The 24375-nt window shown below is 52.5% G+C and carries 19 protein-coding genes and 1 tRNA gene; 11 read left to right on the top strand and 9 right to left on the bottom strand.

Features of this window, described 5'->3' with window-relative positions:
• Positions 1–3: 3 nt before the first annotated feature.
• Positions 4–522, bottom strand: coding sequence for a toxin-activating lysine-acyltransferase (locus WH279_RS12450; RefSeq protein ID WP_339456922.1), 519 nt, complete (start codon positions 520–522; stop codon positions 4–6).
• A 1-nt stretch (position 523) separates the two neighbouring features.
• Positions 524–2227 (bottom strand): ShlB/FhaC/HecB family hemolysin secretion/activation protein, encoded by a 1704-nt coding sequence (locus tag WH279_RS12445; RefSeq protein WP_339456920.1) that lies wholly within the window; start codon positions 2225–2227, stop codon positions 524–526.
• A gap of 410 nt (positions 2228–2637) precedes the next feature.
• Here WH279_RS12445 and WH279_RS12440 point away from each other — a divergent pair, with 410 nt between their 5' ends.
• The gene (locus tag WH279_RS12440; protein WP_339456918.1) at positions 2638–3084 is read left to right on the top strand and encodes a DUF2946 domain-containing protein; all 447 of its coding nucleotides are present in this window, start codon (positions 2638–2640) and stop codon (positions 3082–3084) included.
• Positions 3085–3138: 54 nt separating this feature from the next.
• Entirely contained in the window at positions 3139–4566 is a 1428-nt protein-coding gene (locus WH279_RS12435; RefSeq protein ID WP_339456916.1) for a PepSY-associated TM helix domain-containing protein, read from the top strand.
• Positions 4567–4699: 133 nt separating this feature from the next.
• Here WH279_RS12435 and WH279_RS12430 read toward each other — a convergent pair whose 3' ends face one another.
• The 3 genes from WH279_RS12430 to WH279_RS12420 form a co-directional block, all read right to left on the bottom strand.
• Entirely contained in the window at positions 4700–5686 is a 987-nt protein-coding gene (locus WH279_RS12430; RefSeq protein ID WP_339456914.1) for a nucleoside hydrolase, read from the bottom strand.
• Positions 5687–5698: 12 nt separating this feature from the next.
• Positions 5699–6715: a LacI family DNA-binding transcriptional regulator gene (locus WH279_RS12425; protein ID WP_339456912.1), complete on the bottom strand. Its 1017-nt coding sequence runs from the start codon at positions 6713–6715 to the stop codon at positions 5699–5701.
• Positions 6716–6843: 128 nt separating this feature from the next.
• Entirely contained in the window at positions 6844–8238 is a 1395-nt protein-coding gene (locus WH279_RS12420) for an MFS transporter (RefSeq protein ID WP_167863334.1), read from the bottom strand.
• A 687-nt stretch (positions 8239–8925) separates the two neighbouring features.
• Here WH279_RS12420 and WH279_RS12415 point away from each other — a divergent pair.
• The 7 genes from WH279_RS12415 to WH279_RS12385 all read left to right on the top strand — a co-directional run bounded on the left by WH279_RS12415 (position 8926) and on the right by WH279_RS12385 (position 17580).
• Positions 8926–9480: a histidine phosphatase family protein gene (locus WH279_RS12415; protein ID WP_339456906.1), complete on the top strand. Its 555-nt coding sequence runs from the start codon at positions 8926–8928 to the stop codon at positions 9478–9480.
• A gap of 184 nt (positions 9481–9664) precedes the next feature.
• Positions 9665–9741: transfer RNA gene (locus WH279_RS12410), tRNA-Ile, on the top strand.
• A gap of 191 nt (positions 9742–9932) precedes the next feature.
• On the top strand, positions 9933–11237 hold the full coding sequence (yjjJ, locus tag WH279_RS12405; RefSeq protein WP_339456904.1) for a type II toxin-antitoxin system HipA family toxin YjjJ: 1305 nt from the start codon (positions 9933–9935) through the stop codon (positions 11235–11237).
• 377 nt (positions 11238–11614) lie between these two features.
• Positions 11615–12898 (top strand): DNA cytosine methyltransferase, encoded by a 1284-nt coding sequence (locus WH279_RS12400; RefSeq protein WP_339456902.1) that lies wholly within the window; start codon positions 11615–11617, stop codon positions 12896–12898.
• Entirely contained in the window at positions 12828–14288 is a 1461-nt protein-coding gene (locus WH279_RS12395) for an ATP-binding protein (RefSeq protein WP_339456900.1), read from the top strand. The genes WH279_RS12400 and WH279_RS12395 overlap by 71 nt, the downstream gene beginning before the upstream one ends.
• A gap of 219 nt (positions 14289–14507) precedes the next feature.
• Entirely contained in the window at positions 14508–15797 is a 1290-nt protein-coding gene (locus WH279_RS12390; protein ID WP_339456898.1) for an ATP-binding protein, read from the top strand.
• Entirely contained in the window at positions 15790–17580 is a 1791-nt protein-coding gene (locus WH279_RS12385) for a response regulator receiver domain (protein WP_339456896.1), read from the top strand. Before WH279_RS12390 ends, WH279_RS12385 begins: the two co-directional genes overlap by 8 nt.
• Positions 17581–17687: 107 nt before the next feature.
• Here WH279_RS12385 and WH279_RS12380 read toward each other — a convergent pair whose 3' ends face one another.
• The gene (locus tag WH279_RS12380; protein WP_445235265.1) at positions 17688–18689 is read right to left on the bottom strand and encodes an NADP-dependent oxidoreductase; all 1002 of its coding nucleotides are present in this window, start codon (positions 18687–18689) and stop codon (positions 17688–17690) included.
• A gap of 178 nt (positions 18690–18867) precedes the next feature.
• On the opposite strand from WH279_RS12380, the gene WH279_RS12375 reads away from it, so the two are divergent.
• Together WH279_RS12375 and WH279_RS12370 are read left to right on the top strand one after the other, a co-directional pair.
• A complete protein-coding gene (locus tag WH279_RS12375) occupies positions 18868–19908 on the top strand; it encodes an aldo/keto reductase (RefSeq protein WP_339456892.1) in 1041 nt (346 codons plus the stop codon).
• An 84-nt stretch (positions 19909–19992) separates the two neighbouring features.
• Positions 19993–20577, top strand: coding sequence for a TetR/AcrR family transcriptional regulator (locus WH279_RS12370; RefSeq protein WP_339456890.1), 585 nt, complete (start codon positions 19993–19995; stop codon positions 20575–20577).
• Between the two features lie 3 nt (positions 20578–20580).
• Here WH279_RS12370 and pqqF read toward each other — a convergent pair whose 3' ends face one another.
• From pqqF to pqqD, 3 genes are read right to left on the bottom strand one after another with little or no spacing between them, the layout of a single operon-like run.
• Positions 20581–22959, bottom strand: a complete 2379-nt coding sequence (gene pqqF, locus WH279_RS12365) for a pyrroloquinoline quinone biosynthesis protein PqqF (RefSeq protein ID WP_339456888.1) — start codon at positions 22957–22959, stop codon at positions 20581–20583.
• Positions 22960–22962: 3 nt separating this feature from the next.
• Complete coding sequence (gene pqqE, locus WH279_RS12360; protein ID WP_339456886.1) at positions 22963–24111, bottom strand: pyrroloquinoline quinone biosynthesis protein PqqE; 1149 nt, start codon at positions 24109–24111, stop codon at positions 22963–22965.
• Positions 24098–24364: a pyrroloquinoline quinone biosynthesis peptide chaperone PqqD gene (gene pqqD, locus WH279_RS12355; RefSeq protein ID WP_167863375.1), complete on the bottom strand. Its 267-nt coding sequence runs from the start codon at positions 24362–24364 to the stop codon at positions 24098–24100. Before pqqD ends, pqqE begins: the two co-directional genes overlap by 14 nt.
• Positions 24365–24375: the final 11 nt, after the last annotated feature.

The following is a 24375-nucleotide window of genomic DNA, read 5'->3' as shown; positions in this document are numbered from 1 at the left end:
CAGTTAATGGCTTGCCAGCGGGGTGTCGCGCTGCCAGCGTGCGAAATCCTGATGCGTTACCGCATCACCACGAAAATTCATGACGCGCAGACCGCGCTCCTCACCTTTGTGATACAGCGAACGTACGCAGTGATGCGGAAATAACGTGCCGCCGACCAGGCGACGCAGCGCCAGCTGATCGCCAAACGGCGCAATCCAGTCGCGGATCCACAGACGGTCACCGCTGTTCCAGTCCCGCTCCTGAACGTGAATGCCGGGCTGCGTGAGATAACGCTGCTCGGCTTCATCATCCAGCCAGGCCCAGCTGAGGAAAAACACCGGCTTATCGTCACGCATCGCCAGCGCAAACTGCTGATGCTTGATCGCGGGCAGCAGCAGCGTGGGGAGCGCACTGAGGGGAATGTCGCGGTGCTGTGCCGAATGCATCCATAACCAGACGCTGGCACCCAGCACTTCAGACTCGCTGAACCCGCTGCTCAACAGCGGGGAAATCACCTGAAAACCATTAACGGGGATCGTCATATCAGTATTCCCAGCTCAGATTGAAACCGAGGGAGACCGGACTGGTGCTGAAACCATCCGGTTTGGAGAACGGCACACCTGCAAACAGGTCGTAACCGGTATTCAGTACGTTACCGCGCAGGCCAATGACCCCGCCTGCCAGATGGCGACCGACCTGATAATCGATACCGCCTTTCACTTCGCCATAGTCCGCGCCGAGGTAGAGTTCCTGATTCGGCAACGGGGTTTGCCAGGCGATGTCGTTACGTACAAACCAGCCTTCGTCACCGTTCAGGGTGTATTCGCCATCAAAGCCGCGAACCGTCCAGCGGTTACCAATGGACATCTGATCCTGCGGTGTCAGCGGAGAATGGGTCATCTGACGCTGGAACTGCCCGTTATAACGGAAGGATTGCCCCCACAGCTGGAACGGCGCATTCAGCTGCACGGAAAGCTGAATAATCTTCGCCAGCCCGGTGCCTTCGCCATAGCTCTCTTCCGGTGCCGGTTCCGCGCCAAACCAGCGCGTCCCGCGCTGATAGCTCACGCCGGTATCCAGCGTGGCCTGGCCGATATAGTGACGATGCTGCAAACCGAGACGCCAGGCGGCGGTCTGACGACGCTGCTGCTCAATCTCGGTATCTTCGATGTAGTTGCGCGACTGGCGCGTCATCACTTCATAGCTGAACGAGGTTTTCTGGCTGCCGCTGCGGTGCAGTACGCGCCCGAGCTGGAAGTTCATGCTTTTGCTCTTACCCTTGTATTGGTAGTCAAAACCACTGCCCAGACCCGACTGGTGGTAGTCGTAGTCGCTGAAAGTGACGCCCGTCGTCCAGTAACCAAACGGCACTGAGTAGTGGATCAGGGTATTTTTGCTGCCTTTGTCGCCGCCCTGCTCTAAATCCTTACCTGCGGATACGTAGAACATATCGCTGAGTGACAGAGGATTATCGAGGTAGAGCGTCAGGCCGCCCTGATAGCGCCCGGTACTTTTGCTACCGGAGTCATCCAGCGTGGCACCGAGTCGCCAGTGGCGCGACTGCTTCCAGCTGACGTTGATATCACTTTCGCCCGGCTGCTCACCGGGAACAATCTGCATATCGGCCTGCACGGTGGGCAGGCGCTGTAAGTTTTCCAGCCCCTGTTCAATATCACGCAGATCCAACAAATTCCCGGCGTGGGCCGGCATGGCGCTCCAGAGCTGAACGTAACGATCGCTGTCTGGCGTCAGGCGGACATTGCGCACCTTGCCCGGTACCAGCAATAGCTTCAGGGTGCCGCTATTAATATCCTGGGGCGGGGCCAGCACGCGGGCGGTGACGTAGCCGTGATCCACCAGACGGTTCTGCAAGGCACTCATTAGCAGGTTAATACCCTTACCGCCAAGGCACTGCCCCTGCGCCTGATCGGCCAGCTTTTGCAACGGCATCCAATGCGGGAACGCCTCTCGCCCCTGTAAATCGATATGTTGCAGGGCAAAGCACGGCTCTTCAGCAGGAAACTGAATACGGCTGAAAAAGCTGCCCGGCGCCTGTAAACGGACGTCCGGCGCAGGTGGCGCCAGCTGACGTTCAGTGGCGCGCTGACGTTCCTGCTGATTAATTAACTGCTGATCGCCGATCGTGGCAGCGGCCACATTCGTGACATGAAAGAGACTGATAATAACGGCCAAACTACTGAGACGAGCAGGGGTTATCCCGTCTTTTCCAGACGCAATCCGTAGCATAGTAATGCCCTGAGCAAGGTTTATTATTTATACGATGTTGATGCCAGGTACTTTAACGATTTCTCATCCAGGATTGTTCCTAAACTTACATAACGCTTACAATTGAGTGACAATTAAAACAACGACAACATAAGGAAATTCTTAATATTTGACACGATAGTAGATATAAAAAATGCTATTTATCATCAACATAATCAATTAATAAGAAAAAATACAAAAATACACATAAGTCAAATTAACCTCAGAAAACTAACCAGAAACAACTGGAAATGGTTAAGATTATTCCTCAATCATCCAGCGCCAGCTGGCCCTTAAATTTTCGATATTAAAAACAGAAACAGCGATTACCTTTCCCCTGTTCCACTAAATTCAAGTACACTCCTGACGGTATTCCTGCTGAAAGAAAAGGCGTGTCACCGATCTCATTTTATGCCCCCCGTAACCGCCTTGCCGCCTGGCTTGGCCTGCTGGCAATACTGCTGCTGTTTATTGCTCCGGTGATTTCAAAATCACTGGCGCAGGCGCATGGCAGTAACAGCATGATGATGATGCATCATGGGATGGCGATGGACATGTCTGAGATGCCAGACATGCATCATGATATGGCCGCCACGCCCACTGGCGGGGCCAAACAGGCACATCATCCGATGTCGATGATGGATGACAGCGCCTGCGGTTATTGCGTACTGCTGGTGCATCTGCCGCTCGACCTGATGACGCTGCCACTGCTGTGGTCGACATTACAGGCCGCCACCCAGCCGGATGTTCCCCTGTTTCAGCCTGTGGTGGCGCGTGTTGTTCCCCGCTTCTTCCATCCCCGCGCCCCGCCGCTCGTCCTCATCGCACGCTTCAATTAACGATTGATCTGTGGGATCCCCCGCAGCCCCTGCGAATGCCTGTAAAACAGGCTGATGGAAGAGACAATGTCAGAAAATATCCGACGTGCGACCACGCACGCCACCCGCAGCAGCAGCACGCTGATCCCGCTGCTGCGTCGCCTGCATTTCTATATCGGGCTGTTTATCGCCCCCTTTATCTTTGTCGCGGCCCTGACCGGCACGCTGTATGTGCTGACGCCTCAGTTGGAAAATGTGCTGTATCAGTCACAGCTGTTTACCTCATCAACCGGACCGGACCAGCCAATCTCAGCCCAGATCGCCACCGCCAGTGCCCTGATGGCGCCGAAGGCGAAAATCGCCGCCGTGCGCCCGGCACCCCATCCCGGTGAAACCACGCGCGTGATGTTTGCCAGTGCCGATCTCGGCCCATCGGAAACCCGGGCGGTGTTTGTTGATCCAAAGACGCTGGAAATCCGTGGCGTGATGACGGTTTACGGCACCAGCGGCATTCTGCCCTTCCGCACCTGGCTGGATTATCTGCACCGTAATCTGCTGCTGGGTGACGTGGGTCGCAATTACAGCGAACTGGCGGCGAGCTGGCTGTGGATTGCCGCACTGGGGGGTGCCCTGCTCTGGGCCACCAGCCGCACGCCGCGCCGCAAACCCTTGCGATCTCGCCCAACACGCGCCCAGCGTCTGGCGGGACAACGCCACTGGCACACGACGCTGGGTCTGGCATTGCTGCTCGGGCTGGTGTTCTTCTCCGCCACCGGGCTGACCTGGTCACGCTGGGCCGGGGATAATATCTCCCTGATGCGCAATCATTTTGGCTGGATGACGCCCTCGGTGAATACCGTGCTGCATTCTGACCCCGCGATGATGATGGATATGCCAATGGATGAGCATGCGGAGCATAAAGGCCACATGATGATGACGCAGGATGCTGCTCCGGCTACGGTCAATCCGGCGCAGTTCGATGGCGTGCTGAACGCAGCGCGTGCGGCGGGGATTGATGCGGCCAAACTGGAGATCCGTCCGTCATACCGGGCTGATAAAGCCTGGACGGTGAATGAGATTGACCGCCGCTGGCCAACGCAGGTCGACAGCGTGGCGGTCGATCCGCAGAGCAACGCGGTGATTGATAAGGTGGAGTTCGCCAACTTTGGCCTGCTGGCCAAACTGACGCGCTGGGGCGTGGATGCCCATATGGGCGTATTGTTCGGGGTGGTGAATCAGCTGGTCCTGGCACTGTTTGGTGCCGGGCTGTGCGTGATGATTGTGATTGGCTATCGCATGTGGTGGCTGCGCCGTCCGCAGGGTGGGCAGGTTTCCCCACTGGATACGCTACTGGGCTGCTGGCAACCGTTGTCGATTAGCGCACGTTTTCTGCTGCTGGTGATCACGTTGATTACGGCGGTCTGTTTGCCGGTGATGGGCGTGAGTTTGCTGGTATTACTGGGCGTGGATGTGTGGCGCTGGCGGCGTGCAGTGCACGCCTGATCATCAATACGGGGTGACCGGAAAAAAGGGTCGCCCCCTGAGGGATCCCCACTCATTTTTTGTGGCTGACAGTTTGGCTTCAGGTCTGAGGCCAGTTTAAGCACGCCGGATCGGCAAAATCCACGGGCAGGCTTTACGCTAACGGCTTCGCCAGATAATGCTCCAGCATCGCCAGCAACAACTGGTTATCTACCGTCTGCAACACATGCACCTGGCCACCCTGCGGCTCACCGATGCCCACATCCACACGCAACGGCTGACGGAAACGCCATGACTTACCGCGCGTCATCCCCTCTCGCAGCTCCACGTCGACAAAATAATCCGCCGCCGTGCTCACTCGCTGGTTCAGCAACCAGGCCACTACCAGCGCATCGTGGATCCAGCATCCCGGCAGATGACGGGTCTGAATCGAGTAATCAATCCACGGGCGCAGCGTCTCGGTGACAAAACGCGCCAGCGGTGTATCAATCTGTGCAATACGGTTCAGATCCTGATGCGTCATCAGCGTTTGACTGGTCACATCCATCGGCACCAGCGTGATATTCGCGCCGCTGGTCAGCACCTTATGTGCAGCCTCAGGGTCAATGCCGAAGTTGGTGTCTTTAATAAAATCATCCAGCGCAAACACACCGCCCATAATGGCGATCTCCTGCACCGCATCGGCCATCTCCGGATAGCGTTCTAACGCCAGCGCCACATTGGTCAGCGGACCAATCGCCACCAGAGTGATTTTTCCCGGATTCGCGCAAATCAGCTGGCCCATCGCATCCGCGGCTTCCAGAGCCGGGGCGGTAAACGACTGCGGCTGACGCACGCCGCGCCACAGATGCGCCAGCTGGTTGCTGTGCACCCGCTGATCTAATGCTTCGCGCCACGGTTCCGTCGGCTCGCATAAGGCCGCATCGGCCCCTTTCACCACCGCTACCGACTGCCCGATACGCTCCATCAGATCTTTCACCACGCTGTATCCCACCTGGCTTGGGGTATTTCCCGCCACGGTGGTGATCAGCTCCAGCGAAATTTCCGGTGCAGCCAGCGCCAGTGCAATCGCCAACCCGTCATCAACGTTGGCCCCCGTAATACCATTCCCCGGATCGCAATCAATAATTAATCGTTTCATATCGTTATCTTATTATCGGGCCAGCTTGCAGCCACAGGACTCGCCAAGTTCAAGATGATGGGAGAACTCACTCAGCATGCTCTCCCCTTTCCACGCCGCCAGCATGTTGATAGCGGTTTTTGCCATTTCGCCCACGGGCTGACGAACGGTCGTCAGCGAAGGCACATGATAGGAAGATTGGTCGGTGCCGTTAAAACAGACCAGCGCCAGCTGATCCGGCACGCGGATATTGTGTTCAGACAAAGCACGAATACAACCAATCGCCTGCGCTTCGTTGGATGTAAACAGCGCACGCGGGCGCGTCTCGCCCTGCATCATGCGCTGTGCAGCCTGATAGCCGCCCTCGCGGGTATAGGGGGTATGGAATATCCACTCCGGGCGTTCTTCCACGCCATAATCCGCCAGCGCATCGCGCCAGCCTTGCAGACGATCCTGCGTATTCAGCATCTCCGGCGGACCGCAAATAATGCCGACATGCTGATAGCCGTGGCTTAACAGATGGGCGGTCACCTGACGCGACGCCTCGCGTTCATCTACGCGGATGACATTCACCTGCAAGCTGGGATCAACCCGGTCGAGCATCACAAACGGAGTGCCGCTGGATTGCAGAAGATCAATATAGGGGCTGCGGTCGACGCTGATGTAAAACAGGCCATTGACCTGCTGACTCAGGAGATTGTTGATCAGCTGCAACTCGCGTTTTCGGCTGTCACCGGCATCGCCCAGCAGCATAACCATATCGTTCGCCAGCGCCTGCTGTTGCAGCTCATGGGCCAGCGAAGCAATAAACGCATTGCCAATATTCGGCACCACCAGCCCATAGGTTCTGGTGGTGCCGGAAGCCAGCGCACGCGCCACACTGTTCGGGCGGTAACCGGTGCTTTTAATCGCCGCCAGCACGCGTTCACGTGTCGCAGGCGCAACCGGTCGCGGTCCGTTATTCACGACGTAACTCACTACGGCAACGGAAGTTCCGGCTACTTTTGCTACATCAGCACGGGTAGCACGATGATGAATCTGTTTTGCCACAGGCAGTCTTCCTCACAAATAAACAGCGTCGGGCCGGATAAAAATCCGGCCCGTGAATCCCTTAGATAATGCAATTAAGGGAAAAAGAGCGGGGCCAAGCCCACACTCTTTTCCGCTTTCATCCGTGATTAAATCGCATCTTCTGGTGCGTTAAGGTCGCGACCGCGTGTTTCCGGTGCCACAAACGTGGTCAGGAAACCGATACCCGCCATCACCGCAAAATAAGTGGCAATCGGCCACCAGTGCCCCGTCCAGGCCAGCAGTGCCGACGCTACCAGCGGTGCCGTACCGCCTGAAAGAATCGACCCCAGCTCTTTAGCAGTGGCCATTTTGGTATAACGATGATGAACGCCAAACATCTCCACGCCCCAGGCCGCCTGTACGCCGAAGATCCCCAGCGATGCCAATCCCATCCCGACGACGATCGTACTGATGACAATGGCCGGCTCACGCGAGTCCAGCAGCATAAAGGCCGGGAACGCGTAGAGGATCAGCAGCAGGCAGAAGCAGCGATAGGTAATACGGCGACCAAAGCGGTCTGACAACCAGCCCGCCAGCGGGATAATCAGGAAGCCCAGCAGCGAGGCAATAAACACCGCCGTGGTCGCCACCGATTTATCCACTGCCAGCACTTTCACCACATAACCGATAATAAAGCCCTGCGCCAGATAGGATGGACCGTTCTCACCGATACGCAGACCGACCATCGTCAGGAAAGCACGGCTACGGCGCCAGAATCCACGGGTATCCTCTACGACGGGCGCGGCGGCCAGCACCTGCTCGCGTTCGGCTTCCAGCTCTGCTTTTTTGCGTTCAAATACCGGGGTTTCACGTAAGTGACGACGGATCCATAACGCCACCAGTGCAATCAGCGAACTGCACAGGAACGGAATACGCCAGCCCCACTCTTGCAGTGATTGTTGGTCCATCTGCACCACCGCCAGCCAGACCAACGATGCCAGCAGCGTGCCGCTGTTAGAACCGAGCGCAATAATGGAGGAGACCAGACCGCGACGCTGCGCGGGTGCGTATTCGCCCAGCATCACCGTACCGCCGGACAGCTCTGCACCCGCACCAAAGCCCTGACTAAAGCGTAGCAGCACCAGACACGCCGGTGCCCAAAGGCCAATAGAGGCATAGCTGGGGATAAGACCAATCAGTGTGGTGGAGGCACCCATCAGGATGATGGTGGAAACCATGACGACTTTTCGACCTTTACGGTCACCGAGCCAGCCAAAGAACAGTGCGCCAATCGGGCGGGCAATAAAGCCAACCGACCAGGTCGCGAAGGTAGAGAGGAGTGCCATTTCTGGCGTTGCTTCGGGGAAGAAGACATCACCGAAGATAATCCCGGCGGCCAATCCATATAATGCGAAGTCGGCATATTCCATTGCTGTGCCAAGCCAGCACGAGAATGTTGCCCGCCAAAAATCCTTACGCCCTTCCGGGGTGGCTAAACGTTCATCTGCCGCCGAGTTGGCCGACATTGCAGTATCCTGTGCAACGCTTTGAGGTGTAGACATGAAAAATTCCCTGATGTGAGGAGTTTTATTCGGCGCCATCCCTGGCACGCACTCCTCCGTCGGAGGAAAATTCGCCAGTGAACAGGCCGTGTTATAAAGCCATGACGAAAGGTCGTTTACCCTAAATAATTCGAGCTGCAGCCAACGCACATGCAGCTTGAAGTATGACGGGTAAAAAGGTTCCCTGGTGTTGGAACGCTTTATTCGCTTTGCGCCGACGGTCTAAAATTGACCAATCGTATAAGTAACGCGAAACAAATCTGACCTTCACGTAGCTGCTAACCATCAAGCACCGTGAATTTTCACTACGCAGCTATTGTATCTACGCGTGTAGATAAATCAAGGTAACGAAACGGCAATCGTTAGATTTTCTTGACATTCAATACAACCAATTGCTCAGAAAACCAATAAAATCAATGAAATAAATCGTCCAAAAAACATGCGATTTTTTTTCACTGTTTAAACCGTGCGCAAACTTAAGGCAAACGAAGCAGACCACAGTTTCAACACCGACGTTTTAGCCCCCAAGTGTTGCGAAGAGATGACAATCTGCACATTAGCATCAGGTTTGTGTTTGTCGGGGGGGATGGTTAAGCTGAAAAACACACGTAGAGCCTGGCCCAGTAGGCGTACATTAATGGCAAATAAAATAGCCTAATGGGCCAGGCACTTATCAGGCGGGAAATAATGACGATTACATTAATGCGCCACGGTAAGCCCGATCACTCTCTGCCCGGCCGCCGCTCCTCACTGGCGATGGCGGAATGGTGCGAGGCTTACGATCTGGCCGAGATCTGTGACCTGCCGCCAGAACGCAGCCTGAGGCTGGCCGCAGAGGCGGATTGGATTGTCACCAGCACGTTACCGCGTGCCATTTCGTCGCTGGCAAAACTCGGCAGGCACGCCAACCGGGTCGATGCAGTCTATCGTGAAGTGGCTCTGCCCGTTATGCCGCTGGCCTTCCCGACTTTGTCGCCGCTGCTGTGGCTGCCGCTGCTGCGGGTGATGTGGCTGCTGGGCTACGCCGGACAGGTGGAGTCTTACGCTGAGGCAAAACAGCGTGCGGTGCTCGCCGCCGATCGCCTGATCGCCCTGTCTGCCGAAGGCAATGTACTGCTGGTGGGTCACGGCATTATGAATAAGCTGATTGCACGCCGCTTACGTCATCTTGGCTGGCTGGGAGAGAAACACGCCAGCAGCCGCTACTGGAGCAGTGCGATTTATCATCCACCGGTGATTTAGGCCTGCCCGGAACGCCGAACACTGCGGTACGGACCAGAGACCTTATGACGGCGTCCTTGTTGAGGATGCGTAAAGGGTTATAATTCAATCGCTTCAGATTATCTTTATTTTTGCCTGGAAATGCAGCAGACACATGTTAAGCGCTGGATCGTGCCGCAGAGTTGCATTATAATCCTGCGCCTCAGGCCCCATAGCTCAGTTGGTTAGAGCACGCGACTCATAATCGCTTGGTCGCTGGTTCAAGTCCAGCTGGGGCCACCAAATTTTACCTGTTAAATCAGAGCATTAAGCCACTTCGAAAGGAGTGGCTTTTTTTATGCTTTGATTTCGCTTCCCGGTTCTTATGCCACGCCTTGCCTCCCTCTTTGGGGAGGTGACGGCTCACACAGTAAGTGATAGGATACCTATTCACTTATCTATTCATTTATCTATTCACTCAGTGATTCAACATTATGCCTGATCGCTTCGACACGATACGCCAGTTGCTCAGTCAGGGGCCAATGCAAGCACGGCAAATGATTGAAAAAATGGAAATTAGCCAGCCAACACTGTCCCGCGCATTGAGGCAGCTTGGTGACGATCTTGTTCGATTCGGGGCGGGTCCCTCTATTCAATATGCCCTACGCGATACCTGGCGCAGATTCAGATCTGCACCTGTTTACCGCATCACCGATGAAGGGCGCGTTCAGCCCCTTGGCGAGCTGATTCCGGTTCGCCCTGACGGGTTTGTCATGGTGCAAACCGACAATGTGAGCCTCCATAGCGACGGGCTGCCGTGGTGGTTGTTTGACATGCGACCACAAGGATATCTCGGGCGAGCCTGGGCATCGACGCATGCGGTTGGGCTGGGCCTGGCGGCGAACCCAGAGCAATGGTCAGACGCGGATGTGGTCAGGGCGTTGCTCGCACAGGGTCATGATGCGATCGGCAACCTGCTGATAGGGGAGCAGGCACGGGATCGTTTCCTGGAGATGCCAGAACCCCACCCCGTTGATCGCGACACAACCTACCCCGCGCTGGCCGTGGCGGCGGGTGCGGGTGAGGCGCCAGGATCATCTGCGGGCGGTGAACAGCCGAAATTCTGCACCTGTACCGAACGTGGCCATGTGTTAGTGAAATTCTCGGCCCCGGATGACAACCCGGTTAGCGAACGCTGGCGCGACCTCCTGCTGGCCGAACACCTGGCGCTAAAGGTGCTGGGTGTTAAAACAGAGGTATTTGATTTTGCTGGACAGCGTTTCCTCGAGATCCCCCGATTCGATCGCATTGGCCAAATGGGCCGTGTCGGCGTCTTCTCGCTGCGGGCACTGGATGCAGAGTTTGTCGGTAATGCCAGGGCTTCATGGCCAGCGCTGGTCAATAGCCTGATTACAGAGGGGCATGTCCATGCTGATGCCGCCGTCGACACCGCACGGCTTTGGGCATTCGGGGTCCTGATTGGCAATACCGATATGCACCACGGAAACCTGTCGTTCATCAGTCACCATGGTCGCCCATATCACCTCGCACCGGCCTATGACGTTCTGCCTATGGGGTTCGCCCCCAAAGCGAGTGGCGCGATCGTGAACGAGCTCCGACCCGCGTCACTATCGGAAGTGATTAGCGGAGATATTTGGCGGGAAGCACTGAATCTGGCGGAGAACTTTTTTGCTATAGCCAGCAACTGCGATCGCTTTTCTGCCAGTTTCACCCCATGCCTTGAGGCCTTACGCCGCCACCTTGACGAGGCCAGATCGCGTATCGCCCGCCTGGGATAAGAGGCGGGTTCAACGTTATTGAGCGGTAAATTTCCAGGTCAATACTTTCCCAGATAAATTCATAAACAGTTGATTAAAAACAATTAAAAAGAAAAATAGATACAATGACGAACCATCAAGAACAAACCAACATTATAACTCCATATCGCTTGGTCGCGAGTTCAACCCCGGCCGTTTCAATGAGATTTTATCTTTTAAATCAGTATATTAAACAAATTTGAAATGAGTGGCTTTTTTGTTTTTATACCCATATTGTAATACAAACAAGTCTAAGCCCCGTTCATCCTATTCAGGTGTAGGATGAATGGGGCTTAGGGTGAGACATAAAATCAATCTTGCGTATAATAGCCGGATTAAAACTTTAAGAAATTCTGAGTATGCAAAAATTGAAAGCAATTGATTTGTTTGCAGGTGCTGGCGGTTTTTCGCTTGCAGCTTTTAAGGCAGGCGTTGATGTTCAGGCGGCCATCGAACTTGATAAACTGGCATCTGAAACGTACTACAAAAACCTTGTCATCAAATTTGGTGCACAAACTCAGGTATTTTCTCAAGATATCAATGATGTGGATATTGATTCGTTGATGCGTTTTCAAGGTTTAAAACAAGATGAACTCGATCTTTTGCTCGGTGGCCCGCCATGCCAGGGATTTTCCTCACACAGAATCAATGATGCAGGCATAAACGATCCAAGAAATTCCTTATTACTCCGCTACTTTGATTTCGTCAGGAAGCTAAGGCCCAAAGTTTTTTTGGTTGAAAATGTACCAGGGCTACTTTGGCCTCGTCATGCTGAATATCTTGACAATTTTATCAGCCTGACAAGAGAGCACGGCTACCAAGTCATTGGTGATAAACCTTACGTCTTAAATGCCAGAGACTATGGTGTACCACAGAACCGCAAACGAGCATTTATTCTGGCAGTCAGAGACGATATTCAGACTAATGACTTATTATGGCCACCAGAAGCAACGTACACCAAGACTGGCCAGCAAATTTGGCCCACAGCGTCCTCTGTTTTTGAACGCCCTGCTCAGTCAATATTGATTGAATTTAAAGAACGGTTAGTTGAAAAATTTAATTTCACGGCTGAAATGGCAGAAAGTTGTATAGATCAACTGCAATGGGGGTCACCGATAGCACAAGATGATTCTTGTGCTATTCACATGATACATTCAAAAGAAATGACTACTCTTTTCGAAAACACCCCACTAATGGGAGATAGAATCGAGTCCGGTAGGCAACTAAATTGCCATAAAAATTATGGTGGTCATTTGGATGTATATGGCAGGATTTATCCTCACTTTCCATCAAATACTATAACAACAGGATGTAACAATCCATCTAAGGGGCGTTTCGTTCATCCCTGGCTACCACACGGTATTTCATTGCGTCATGCTGCCCGCTTACAAACATTTCCTGATGATTATGCTTTTGTGGGCGGAACGATGGCGATAGCAAAACAAATTGGTAATGCGGTTCCGGTAAAGCTTGGTGAAGCATTACTCGGTGCGATAATAAAGCTGTTATCAAAACAGCCCTCCCTAAGCAGCAAAGATGCCAGGGAGGTCAATTGTAATAAGGATTATACATATGACGAGGCACGTCACGTTTCAGACTCGGGCAAGGACAATCGATCATCTTGGGCGGGAACAAATAGCTGACTGTCCGACGGCAATCTCCGAACTATGGAAGAATGCTTATGATGCTTATGCTCGGCAAGTAGGACTTCACATTTTTGACGACGAGCTGAAAATCGCCGCTATTGTGGATGATGGTCATGGTATGAACCGGACTGAGTTTGAGTCTAAGTGGCTAATCGTAGGCACTGAGTCTAAAACCAATGGTTTTGACATCCCTGAGGATGACCGCGACGGTTTACCTAAACGCCCCAAGCAAGGCCAGAAAGGTATTGGTCGTTTATCCTCTGCGGCACTTGGCCCCCTATTGTTATTGATTTCTAAACGTAGGAATAGTGATTTTGTTGCAGCATTAATTGACTGGCGGTTATTTGAAAACCCTTTTCTTTATCTCAATGATATCCGGATACCCGTCAGGGAATTTAGCAAAAAAAACGATCTATCTGAGGTGTTGCCACAGTTATTTGACCAGATGATGGGAAATATCTGGGGAGAATCTGATGATCCAGCACGTACTATTCGTATAGCTGATGCATGGCATGCTTTTAGTCAGCAAGAAAAAGAAGATGGACAGGAAAACACCACACAAGAAAAAATTGAAAAAACTCTAATTGAAGAAATCTTCCTAGATAAACACTTTAACAAGTGGCCAGTATGGTCAGGTGAGTCTTCGCATGGCACAGCTATGTTTATGGCTGATGTACAGTATGATTTATATGTACAGCTATCAAACACTCCCCTTGAGCAAGCAGAGGATACTGAAAAAAGTACTCGGGAACGATTTTTTCAGACATTATCTAACTTCACCGATCCCTTTTCACGTGACAACGAACCATTAATTAACGATTTTAACTACAATGTGTTCGGATGGATAAACAATGTTCCACGTACAATTATTGGACAAGATAGAGAATTTGACATTCGTAATCTTGAAAACCTTGAACATATTATTGAGGGGACAGTTGACGGCAATGGATATTTTAGGGGTAGAATTCGAGTTTTTGGGGATTGGATTGAAGACTATGTAATCAAGCCTAAACAAATTTACAAGACCCGTAAGGATAGTGCCTTTGGTATTTTTCATCTGCGCATTGGATCATTCGAACATAATTTCAACAGTTCATCATTAAATGAAGCACAACATGCCAGTTTTAAAGAACAAACCGAAAAATATGGTGGATTAAGAATTTATCGAGATGGGTTGCGTGTGATGCCTTATGGGCGAGCAGATAGTGATTATTTTTCTATTGAAGAACGCCGCTCAAAAAACGCCGGTCAATTCTTCTGGTCCGGCCGCCGAATGTTCGGACGTATTGCTATTAGTCGAGAGCACAATCCAAACCTGAAAGATAAAGCGGGCCGCGAAGGATTCATAGAGAACCGAGCATCAAAATTATTTCGTGAAATAGTTTAAAAAATACTTATCGACTCTGCCGAAAAGCACTTTGGTCGAAAAGCTAAAGACAGAAAAACAACAATTGAAGACATAAAAGAAAGCAAAGCTTTATTAAAAGCAGAGGAAGACAGAAGTAAATTACTCACTAAAGAAAGAAACCGTATTCGCACTTCAATAAAACGTAATTTAAGCTCTCTTATATCACTAGTATCTATCATTTCAGAATTTCGCGATAACTTGCAGGGTAGGATAAATTTAAATTCAATTGATGAATTGCACTCATTAAAAAACACAATTGACAAATACTCAGAGACAATTCAGGAATACTCCCTCAGTCCTATACCAACAAGCTTAGGGCGCCTTGAAGACGATTACCGGTCTTATAGGAAAGAAGAACTTTATTGTAGAGAAGTAATAAAATCCCTAACTTTTGTAATCAATAAAGCGATTACTGACTCTACACAGAAAAGCGATTATGAAAAAGCCTATGAAGTGTACCGTAGTAAACTGTCAACGATAAATAATGCAATTACTCGCTATGCTGGCCGTGGTAAAGAAATGCTCCTTAAACAGCAGGTAGAGTTAGAGGAACTTATCAGGTATTGTCGAGAGCAATATAAACTGGTGATGGAAGATAGCCTTGAGGATCTCAAACTTTCTCGAGCCGCATTGCCTCAGGTTCTTGACAAACTAGATTCGGAACAGCAGCGCATAGAAATTGAGAATGCTCAGAAGCTGTCACCTTATATCTCTGCACTTGAACGTATTAACGAACAAATCGATCTGGAAAATTTGGCCATACATAGTATGAATGAGACAACACGGCATCGTGAGGAACTTGCACGTCTCCATTCACTGGCTCAGCTTGGAATAACAGTTGAAATCATAGGCCATGAGCTTGAAGGGCTAGATCAAGAACTGACTCATTCTTTGAAATCCATTAATAATGGGCAGCTTTCTCAATCCCAACAGAAAAACATTAATACTGCGATAACATGTCACAATTCATTAATGGAAAAATTAAAATTCCTATCACCTCTGAAATTATCGGGTAAGAAAGAGATAAGAAAAATAACCGGGCATGAAATTGAAAAATATACCTCTACATATTTCTCAAAACAGTTAGATAATGCAGATATAAAACTCTCCTTCACACCTGAGTTCAGAAAAATAAGCATCATTGATCTCCCATCAAGAATACTACCAGTATTTATAAATATAATAAACAATTCAATGTACTGGGTTCAACGTAGAGATGACAATAAAAAGGAGATATTATTATCCTTCGTTAACAATGAAGTTCTCATTAGCGATGATGGGCCTGGTGTTGACAAAGACGACCTTGATAGCTTATTTACTTTATTTTTCACACGAAAGCAGAAGGGTGGGAGAGGTGTAGGCCTGTATCTGTGCAAACAGAACCTCATGGCAAGCGGACATAGCATCCGTTACGAAGTTAGAGATGATTTTAAAGCACTTAATGGTGCAAATTTCGCTATTAAATTTAAAGGATTAACTCATGACTGAAATGACACAGGCCTATTCAAATCTGATAAAAGAAGCTTTTATAACCCCGATCCGAACGGTCACAGTCATCGATGACGAATATCCTACTTTTTTATCCTTACTAGATTCAAAAAAGCAAGTATCTTTGGATGTAGAATCAGCCTCCTCAAATACTGATCGCTTAAAAAAAATCATCGCCATGTGTCATTATCAACGCCATTGGAGTATTGATATTTTAGACGGGAGCACTCCTAATGTTGGTGGGAAAATTCCTGTTCCTTCTCATATCCGTCACAGCGACTTAGTCATACTTGATTATCATCTTGATGGTGATGGTTCCGTCGATGGTGGTAAACGCGCCCGCAGAATTATTCAGCAATTGGACCAAAGTAACCACTATAATCTCACTTTGGTACATACAAAAGGTCAAGACGATGACATAAATATAGTTTTCACTGAAATCCTTAAAGATTTCATTTGCATTAGCAATGACAACCAAACAATTCCATCTGAAGCTACCATTGAAAAAATCAACAAGTGGCTTGATGAAAATGAAGATGGCATTAAATATCAGTGGATCAATGAAAGTATAAGCTTAGTCAAAGTTCTTAAGATATTTTTATCACCTGAGTCTTTGCGCTGTATTAACCCACGAGTAAAATCTCACCCACTACATGCCTTTTCATCGGAAATAAGCCACGTAGCAAAACAAGCGGGATTATCAGAAATTGAGTTGATGCAATGGCTCTTTACAGATATTCTGACGAAAAATGAAATTGTTTTTGGTCAGGATGCACGTATGGATCTACAATTTGACTGGAGTGAGGAAACAAATTTCATCAGCACTGGAAAAATATTTATTTCCGTCATCAGAAAAGAAAACACAGAAGACCTTGAAGAAGAACTGATTGGTTCGCTGAGCAAAGCACTGACGAAACATAATGCATCTCCCATGCAACTGCTAATGGCAAAAATTCGTTTTGAACTTGATGAAAAAGGAATTGAACAAGCATCTAAAATAATTAGTAATCGATATGCCCAAGCTGGATGGCTCTATAACCTTCTCAAAAATTCCAATGACGATTCAGCTCATGACAAAGCAATAAATCTTCATTGGGAACAACTTGCAACTGCATCACGTTTAGAATTAAGAGATTTCTCTAAAAAAATAATGAATATTGCCAGAGAAACTTTCCCCTCTGATGAGAAAAAATTTGTTAAACATTTCTTTCATGAATGCATGACCGAGCAAGATATTACCTTAGGCCATCTGAATGCATTTTCATGCTCAATGCCAGTTTGCAATAGCCACTTGATGACAGGATCTGTACTTGATATTGAGGGAGAGAAATGGGTTTGTATCACTCCTGCATGTGATTTAGTCCCTGGTCAGAAAAAAACACAATGGGGATCTCGCATTGGTGAGTCTTATTTGGTTTTTAAAGCCGTAAGATTTGAAAAGGCAAATCTTAATACCGCAAATAAAAAAGCGAACTTTAATGAATATATTTACCTTAACGTAGATGATAAGCCTGAAGCTTACTGTCTTGGTGGAGAGAATCCATGCTGGGACACATTCTATGCTGTTAACCAAGGTCGTTATGTGAATAGTTCGCAACTATGTATTCTCTCTGTAAGGGAAAACAACAGCCCTGATGCCAAATTTCCTCTTGAGATGAAGGAGTTGCAAGTAAATGTAATTGCCGAGTTACGCTATGAATATGCCTTAAATCTATTACACAAATTCGGTTCTTCACAAACAAGAGTTGGGCTAGACTTTCAGAATAAAGAAAGCATGTGGTAGTTGCTAACATTATAAATAGCTGCTTAATCAAAAATGATTAAGCAGCTTAATTTCTGATGAAAAATATAAAGAGTATAATCCTCCTCACGACTAACAAATCTAGGTAGCTACTCTACCCGCACCACCACCTTCCCTTTCGCTCGCCCGGTCTCAACATAGGCCAGCGCGTCTTTGATCTCGGCGAAGGGAAATACCCGGTCCACCACTGGCTTAATCACTCCGGCCTCCACCAGCGCGCTAATCTCACTGAGCTGCGCCCCGCTGGCGCGCATAAAGACAAACGAATAACGTATGCCGCGCCGTTTAGCCTGCCTCCGGATGCGGTAACTCAGCAGGCGCATCAACTGCTTAAGCCCCCAGGAGAGGCCCAGTTCTGTAGCAAATGCCGGGGTTGGCGGGCCGGAGATGGAGATCAGTTGGCCGCCGGGTTTCAGCACCTGCAGCGATTTTGCCAGCACATCACCGCCCAGGCTGTTCAGCACCACATCGTAGTCATGCAGAAGGGTGGAAAAATCCTGCGTTTTATAGTCGATAACCACATCGGCCCCCAGCGCTTTCACCCATGCCACATTGGCCGTGCTGGTGGTGGTGGCAACGAAAGCGCCAAGATGTTTGGCAAGCTGGATGGCAATGGTGCCCACGCCGCCGGAACCGGCATGAATCAACACCTTCTGGCCTTTTTTCAGTTTTGCGGTCTCCACCAGCACCTGCCAGGCCGTCAGGCTGACCAGCGGAAGCGAAGCCGCTTCTTCCCGACTGAGATTGTCGGGTATTAACGCCAGGTCGTTCTCGTTAACCGCAATGTACTCCGCAAAGGTGCCAATTCGCTGTGAGTTTGGCCGCGCATAAACAGGGTCGCCAGAGCGAAATCGGGTTACCTCAGGCCCGACACTCACCACCACACCCGCCACGTCATTACCCAGAATCAATGGCAGTTTATACGGCAGAATCAGCCTGAACTCGCCTTTGCGAATTTTGGCATCCAGCAGATTCACGCTGGTTGCCTGCACCCGGATCAGCACGTCATCCGCCCGCAGTTCGGGTTCAGGTCTCTCAGCGATGCGCCCGACGTTTTTGCTGCTGTAACCCTCAATAATAAAGGCTTTCATCACTGTACAGACCTCAATGTCGCAGGGGGCAACCGTGATCATAACGACGGGGATCGTGTTCATCGTTTGCTCTCTGTTGTGGAATTTATAGATGACGATTATCATCATTGTGCTTTTAGATGATGTATGACATATATAATAAATGTCAAACAACATTTAAATCCACGAGGGCAACAGCATGAACTACACCACGTTTGGTCGTAACAGCGGTTTACGCGTTTCTGCACTGGCACTGGGCACCGGAAACTTCGGCACTGGCTGGGGTTATGGTTCGGAGAGAGAAGAAGCAAAACAGGTCTTTGACCGCTATGTCGAAGCCGGTGGAAACTTTATTGATACCGCAGACGCTTACCAGTTTGGGCAGTCTGAGGAGATAGTCGGGGAGTTTATCGCCGCAGAGCGCGATCGCTTCGTTGTCGCCACAAAGTACAGCTTAAGCGCCTCACCAGAGCCGGGGATCTCGCGCACCGGCAACAGTCGGAAAAATATGATCCAGTCGGTCGAGAACAGCCTTAAGCGTCTGAAAACCGATCGTATTGATCTGCTGTGGGCACATTTTGACGACCAGCTCACCCCACTCGAGGAGATCGTGCGTGCGTTCGACGATCTGGTGCGCGCGGGCAAGATCCAGTACGCCGGATTATCCAATTTCCCTGCCTGGCGTATTGCCAGGGCAGACACAATCGCGGAACTGCGCGGCTGGTCGCGCATTGCCGGCATTCAGGTGGAATACAGCCTGGTGCAGCGCACCGCCGAGCGGGAGCTGCTGCCAATGGCTGAAGCACTTGGGCTGGCAGCGACACTCTGGTCCCCCCTTGGCGGCGGCCTGCTCACAGGAAAATACCGTCAAAGTAACGAAGGACGCCTCACCGGATTCGGCGGGCGGCTGGTGCATACCGAGCAGGATACCACGCTGCTGGATACCGTTTTTGCCATCGCCGGGGAGCTGAATATCCTGCCGCTTCAGGTGGCCATCGCCTGGCTGCAAGACAAAGCCGCACATTCCACAACCAGTCTGATCCCCATCCTTGGTTCCCGTAATCTGGCACAGTTAAACGACACGTTGCAGGCGCTGGAAGTGAGGTTAGATAACGCTCAGATTGCCCGTCTGGATGCCGTCAGCGCCATTTCAGCAGGCACACCACATGACCAGATTGCCAGCACCCTGCCGAGAGCACAGGGCGGCGGCGAGTTTGTCAAAGCCTGGCCGCGCGCCTGAATGAAGTATTGATGAAGGGCATCATCTATTGATGGTGTGAAACGCATCCCCTAAGATGATGCCCTCAAAAAGAAGGAGAAGACGATGGCCCGTGTATCTAAACAGCAGATGGAACGTCACCGCGAGGAGATTATCAACGCCTCTTCGCAGCTCTTCCGTGAGCGGGGATTAAACGGCGTCAGCGTCAATGATTTGATGGCCGCAGCCGGGTTAACGCACGGCGGTTTTTACGGCCACTTTGAGTCAAAAGATGAGCTGGCCGCCATCGCCAGCCGCAAGGCCTTTGACGACTCTGCGGCGCGCTGGCAGGCGATCAATCAGCAGCCGAGCCATCACACGTTGCGCACACTGGCCGAACATTATCTTTCTCCCGCTCATCGGGATGGCGTACAGGCTGGCTGTGCCATTACGGCATTAGCCAGTGATGTCGCCAGGGAAAGCGCGGATAAACCGGTGCGTGATGTCTATCTCGACGGCGTGAAAGGGATGCTGGGAATGCTGGAGTCGCTTTCGGATGTGGAAGATGACGCGCAGCGCCGTCAGCATGCGCTGATGCAGTTTTCCCTGCTTATCGGCGCGCTGACGCTGGCACGCGCCACGTCCGGGGACAGCCTGTCCGATGAATTCCTGACGGCCGCAAAAGCAGCGTTGCTGGCAGAGAAGGAATAGCGATCAGAAAAGGGAATGGTTAACCAGATAGAAGGCGTGCCGCCCGTCGGCCAGCAGGCGCTGATGGAACGCCAGCACGCTGTCAGGCGTCAGCGCCTGCAAGTCGGTGATATTGGGCTGAGGAATCATCTGCTGTGCCCGCAGCCAGCGATCGCGACTGGCCTCAAGCCGCCCGGTTGGCACCTGCTGCTGTTCCTTCAGCACTATCTGGCATGTTTCCCACAGCGCCTGCGGGCTGAGCGCCGCCAGCCCGGTATTCATCTGCACTAAGAAGTGGTCAATGCGTGCCGCCAGCTCCGCCGTCGTGAGATGCGGGGATTGCAGCGCAAACAGGATGCCCGAACGCCCCGCCGCCTGATAAAAACGACAGCTCACCACATAGCCAATGTTCTGTTCCACACGCAGGCGCTGAAAAAACAGCGGCTGATAAATCATTGCTAACAACTGCCAGGCGGCCAGGCACGCCGTACTCTCCTCCACCAGCGGGCAGAAGCGCAGCAGTACGGCCTCCGGGCTGCGTGTCGCCACCCGGTATTCGGCCTTGGGGTGTAAGACGTCAGGCAATGCACGTACCGCCGGGTTAATAGCAGCCGGAAAGGTACTCAGCAGGCAGGCCAGCTGCCGGTGCAGCTCGTGGTCGCCGCCATCCAGTACTGCACGCCAGGGGAGGTTGAGCGGCGTCTGGCCGCCTGCGGGATTGTGCAACGGCTGCAACGTTTCCGGCAGTGCACCGAGTAATGCCCGCACGGCAATATCATCGTGCAGCGCCTGACGCTGGCGCAGAGACTCACGCTCACCGCGTGCGATCACGCCAGGCGGGATATCCGCCAGCAGCGCATTGAGCGATGCCAGCGTGCTGACCATCAGCGCCGCCTCCCCCTGTAACTGGATCAGCCAGTGTCCCTGCGGGCAACCGATCGCCAGTTCGCCCCCGCGATGGGCACAACCCGCCGCCAGCGCACGCAGACGGGCCTGCACGATCTGCCCCCAGGGCGCTGGCAGGTTGTTTTCAGGGCTGAGCAGCAGCACAGCGGGCGATTCATCGCAGCGATGATGGGCCAGCGGTGTCTGGCGCGCAGGCAACGTGGGGATGGCAGGCGGCAGGGGATGTGGGAAGAACACGAAAGCCTCACCTGATGTATCAGGCTGAACCGGCGCCCGCTCGCCCGGCTGGCAGGCCAGCGTCCAGCCCTGAACGTCGAGTTGATCCAACGGAGTGCTGTCAGCAATCCACAGCCGTGATAATGGCGCGGCAGACAGCAGTGCGAACAGTATTGCGCTCTCGTCGTCCCCGGCCGGAGCAAACCCAAAAGCACTTTCACGCAACTGATCCATCACGGGTAACTGCGCGAAGTGGCGGCTGGCCAGCTGCGCGTAATGAGCACGCTGCGTTGTCGTCAGTCGAGCCAGCTGTGCCAGCCAGTGATGTACGCGCGCTTCAGCCCGGTCGGCATCCCCGGCTTCCACCAGTACCAGTTCAAGGGTGATCACCGTCTGCTGTGCGCTGCGATACGGCAGCAGCAGGCGGGCACCGTCGCACAGTTCCTGCTCGCGCAGCGAGGCCATCAGGCTGCCCGCCGCTTCGTCCAGCAGCAGCTGGCGCAGCAACGCCAGCCCGCCGTCGATCGGTTGATTCAGCAAAAAGGAGAGACGCAGGCGCGGTGCACCGTTCAGTTGCAGGGCGATATCGCACTCAGCAGCAGGCGCTAACGCGGGCAGCGCGGGCGGGAGCACCCCGCCCGCCGGGAAGGCTTCGGCGGCCTGCTGGGCCAGCGGCCACAGCGCCTCGATCGGCTGCGGTCCCTGCACCCACAGCGTCACCGTATCCGCATGGTAATAACGCTGATGGAACTGTTGCAGCGCCGCACGCAGCGCCGTGTGATCGTTGCCAAAGCCCGCTGCATTGCCGGTCTGGAAGCGTTGCCACGGATGGGAAGCGAATGCAGCGCTCAGCGCCGCATCACACAACGTGTCCTGATGGTCAGCCAGCAGGCGGCATTCGGCATCAATGGTCGCGACTTCCTGGCGGATCGCGCTGGCAGACAAGAGCGGCGCCACCAGCATATCCGTCAGGCGGGGCAGCGCATCGGCCAGTTGTTCGGGGGCGCACTCGAAAAAGTACGCGGTGCTGCTGCCGAGCGTGGTGGCGTTCAGCCGCCCTCCCCGGGCAGGCAGCCAGGCCATCAGCCTTTGGTCATCCTGAAAAACCGGGCTGCCGGCAAACAGCAGATGCTCAAGCAGATGTGCCAGCCCCGGCCAGGCATCCGGCTCATGGTGACTGCCCACATCCACCTGCATCAACGCGGCGGCGCGCGTGGCCTGCGGGTCTGAGATTAACTCAACCCGTAAACCGTTGGGTAAGCGCCGCTGTTGATGCTGCATGCGTCAGACCTTAAAGATCAGCTGAGCATTAACCCGCTCAGAGTTAGCACGGTTGCGGAACTGCAGCTGACTGACCTGAATATTGGTGCAGTTGGCCTGTTCACGTGCTTCCAGGATCTTATGGTGATGCTCTGATTTGCTGCACACCGGGTCGGCATTATCCGCATCGCCCGTCAACATAAACGCCTGGCAGCGGCATCCACCAAAGTCCTTCTCTTTTTCCGAGCAGGAGCGGCAGGGTTCCGGCATCCAGTCAAAGCCGCGATAGCGATTAAAACCAAACGAGTTAAACCAGATATCCTCAAGGCTCTGCTCCAGCACTGACGGGAACTGAACCGGCAGCTGATGCGCACTGTGGCACGGCAACGCCGTGCCTTCTGGCGTCACACTGAGGAAGATCGCTCCCCAGCCACCCATGCAGCCTTTTGGACGTTCTTCGTAATAATCGGGCGTGACGAACAGCAGGTTCGCGAGGTTATCGCTGGCGGCCATTTTCTCGCGATAGCGGTGCACCACGGCTTCCGCCCGCTCAATCTGGTCACGCGTGGGCAGCAGCCCTTCACGGTTGAGCTGCGCCCAGCCGTAGAACTGACAGGTCGCCAGTTCAACGTCATCCGCTTCCAGCTCGATGCAGAGTTCGATAATCCGGTCGATCTGGTCGATATTGTGGCGATGCAACACAAAGTTCAGCACCATCGGATAGCCGTGCGCTTTCACCGCGCGCGCCATCTCCAGTTTCTGCTGGAAGGCTTTCTTTGACCCTGCCAGTGCCGCATTCAGCACTTCGTCGCTGGCCTGGAAGCTGATCTGAATATGATCCAGCCCGGCGTCGGCAAAGGCATCGATCTTCTTCTGCGTCAGGCCGATCCCTGACGTGATCAGGTTGGTGTAAAAACCCAGATCGCGCGCGGCCTTGATCAGTTCAGGCAGATCTTTACGCACCAGCGGTTCCCCGCCGGAGAAGCCGATCTGCACTGCGCCCATCGCCCGTGCCTGTTTAAACACCTCGATCCACTGCGCGGTGCTCAGCTCTTTTTCCTGCTGAGCAAAGTCCAGCGGGTTAGAGCAGTACGGGCACTGCAACGGGCAGCGGTAGGTCAGCTCGGCCAGCAGCCACAGCGGCGGTTTTACGGCAGGATTAAGCGGGTTCACGGAAAATAATCCACTTCTGTTCACGCGCGGCGGCGAAGAAATCTTTCACGTCATCATCCACGCCACCCGCTTCCGGGAAGCGCGTGTTCAGCGCCAGGATAATCTCTGACAGCGTACGTTGCCCATCCACCAGCTCGAGGATCATCGTGGCGCTGTCGTTCAGTTTTGCCATGCCTTCCGGGTAGAGGATCACATGGCAGCCCTGCACTTCTTCCCACTGCAGGCGGTAACCACGGCGGAACATTGGGGTCATTTGTTCATTGA

The organism is Erwinia sp. MYb375 (genome assembly GCF_037479175.1).
In the GTDB taxonomy this organism is placed as follows: Bacteria; Pseudomonadota; Gammaproteobacteria; order Enterobacterales; family Enterobacteriaceae; genus Erwinia; species Erwinia rhapontici.
This window is presented reverse-complemented; position numbering and strand designations above follow the sequence as displayed.

Coding starts and splice junctions, on each gene's coding strand:
- WH279_RS12420 (WP_167863334.1), bottom strand. CDS start 8,238: ATGTCTACACCTCAAAGCGTTGCACAGGATACTGCAATGTCGGCCAAC.
- WH279_RS12385 (WP_339456896.1), top strand. CDS start 15,790: ATGACTGAAATGACACAGGCCTATTCAAATCTGATAAAAGAAGCTTTT.
- pqqD (WP_167863375.1), bottom strand. CDS start 24,364: ATGACCCCAATGTTCCGCCGTGGTTACCGCCTGCAGTGGGAAGAAGTG.
- WH279_RS12435 (WP_339456916.1), top strand. CDS start 3,139: ATGGAAGAGACAATGTCAGAAAATATCCGACGTGCGACCACGCACGCC.
- yjjJ (WP_339456904.1), top strand. CDS start 9,933: ATGCCTGATCGCTTCGACACGATACGCCAGTTGCTCAGTCAGGGGCCA.
- WH279_RS12450 (WP_339456922.1), bottom strand. CDS start 522: ATGACGATCCCCGTTAATGGTTTTCAGGTGATTTCCCCGCTGTTGAGC.
- WH279_RS12430 (WP_339456914.1), bottom strand. CDS start 5,686: ATGAAACGATTAATTATTGATTGCGATCCGGGGAATGGTATTACGGGG.
- WH279_RS12375 (WP_339456892.1), top strand. CDS start 18,868: ATGAACTACACCACGTTTGGTCGTAACAGCGGTTTACGCGTTTCTGCA.
- WH279_RS12445 (WP_339456920.1), bottom strand. CDS start 2,227: ATGCTACGGATTGCGTCTGGAAAAGACGGGATAACCCCTGCTCGTCTC.
- WH279_RS12395 (WP_339456900.1), top strand. CDS start 12,828: ATGACGAGGCACGTCACGTTTCAGACTCGGGCAAGGACAATCGATCAT.
- WH279_RS12415 (WP_339456906.1), top strand. CDS start 8,926: ATGACGATTACATTAATGCGCCACGGTAAGCCCGATCACTCTCTGCCC.
- pqqF (WP_339456888.1), bottom strand. CDS start 22,959: ATGCAGCATCAACAGCGGCGCTTACCCAACGGTTTACGGGTTGAGTTA.
- WH279_RS12370 (WP_339456890.1), top strand. CDS start 19,993: ATGGCCCGTGTATCTAAACAGCAGATGGAACGTCACCGCGAGGAGATT.
- WH279_RS12380 (WP_445235265.1), bottom strand. CDS start 18,689: ATGAAAGCCTTTATTATTGAGGGTTACAGCAGCAAAAACGTCGGGCGC.
- WH279_RS12400 (WP_339456902.1), top strand. CDS start 11,615: ATGCAAAAATTGAAAGCAATTGATTTGTTTGCAGGTGCTGGCGGTTTT.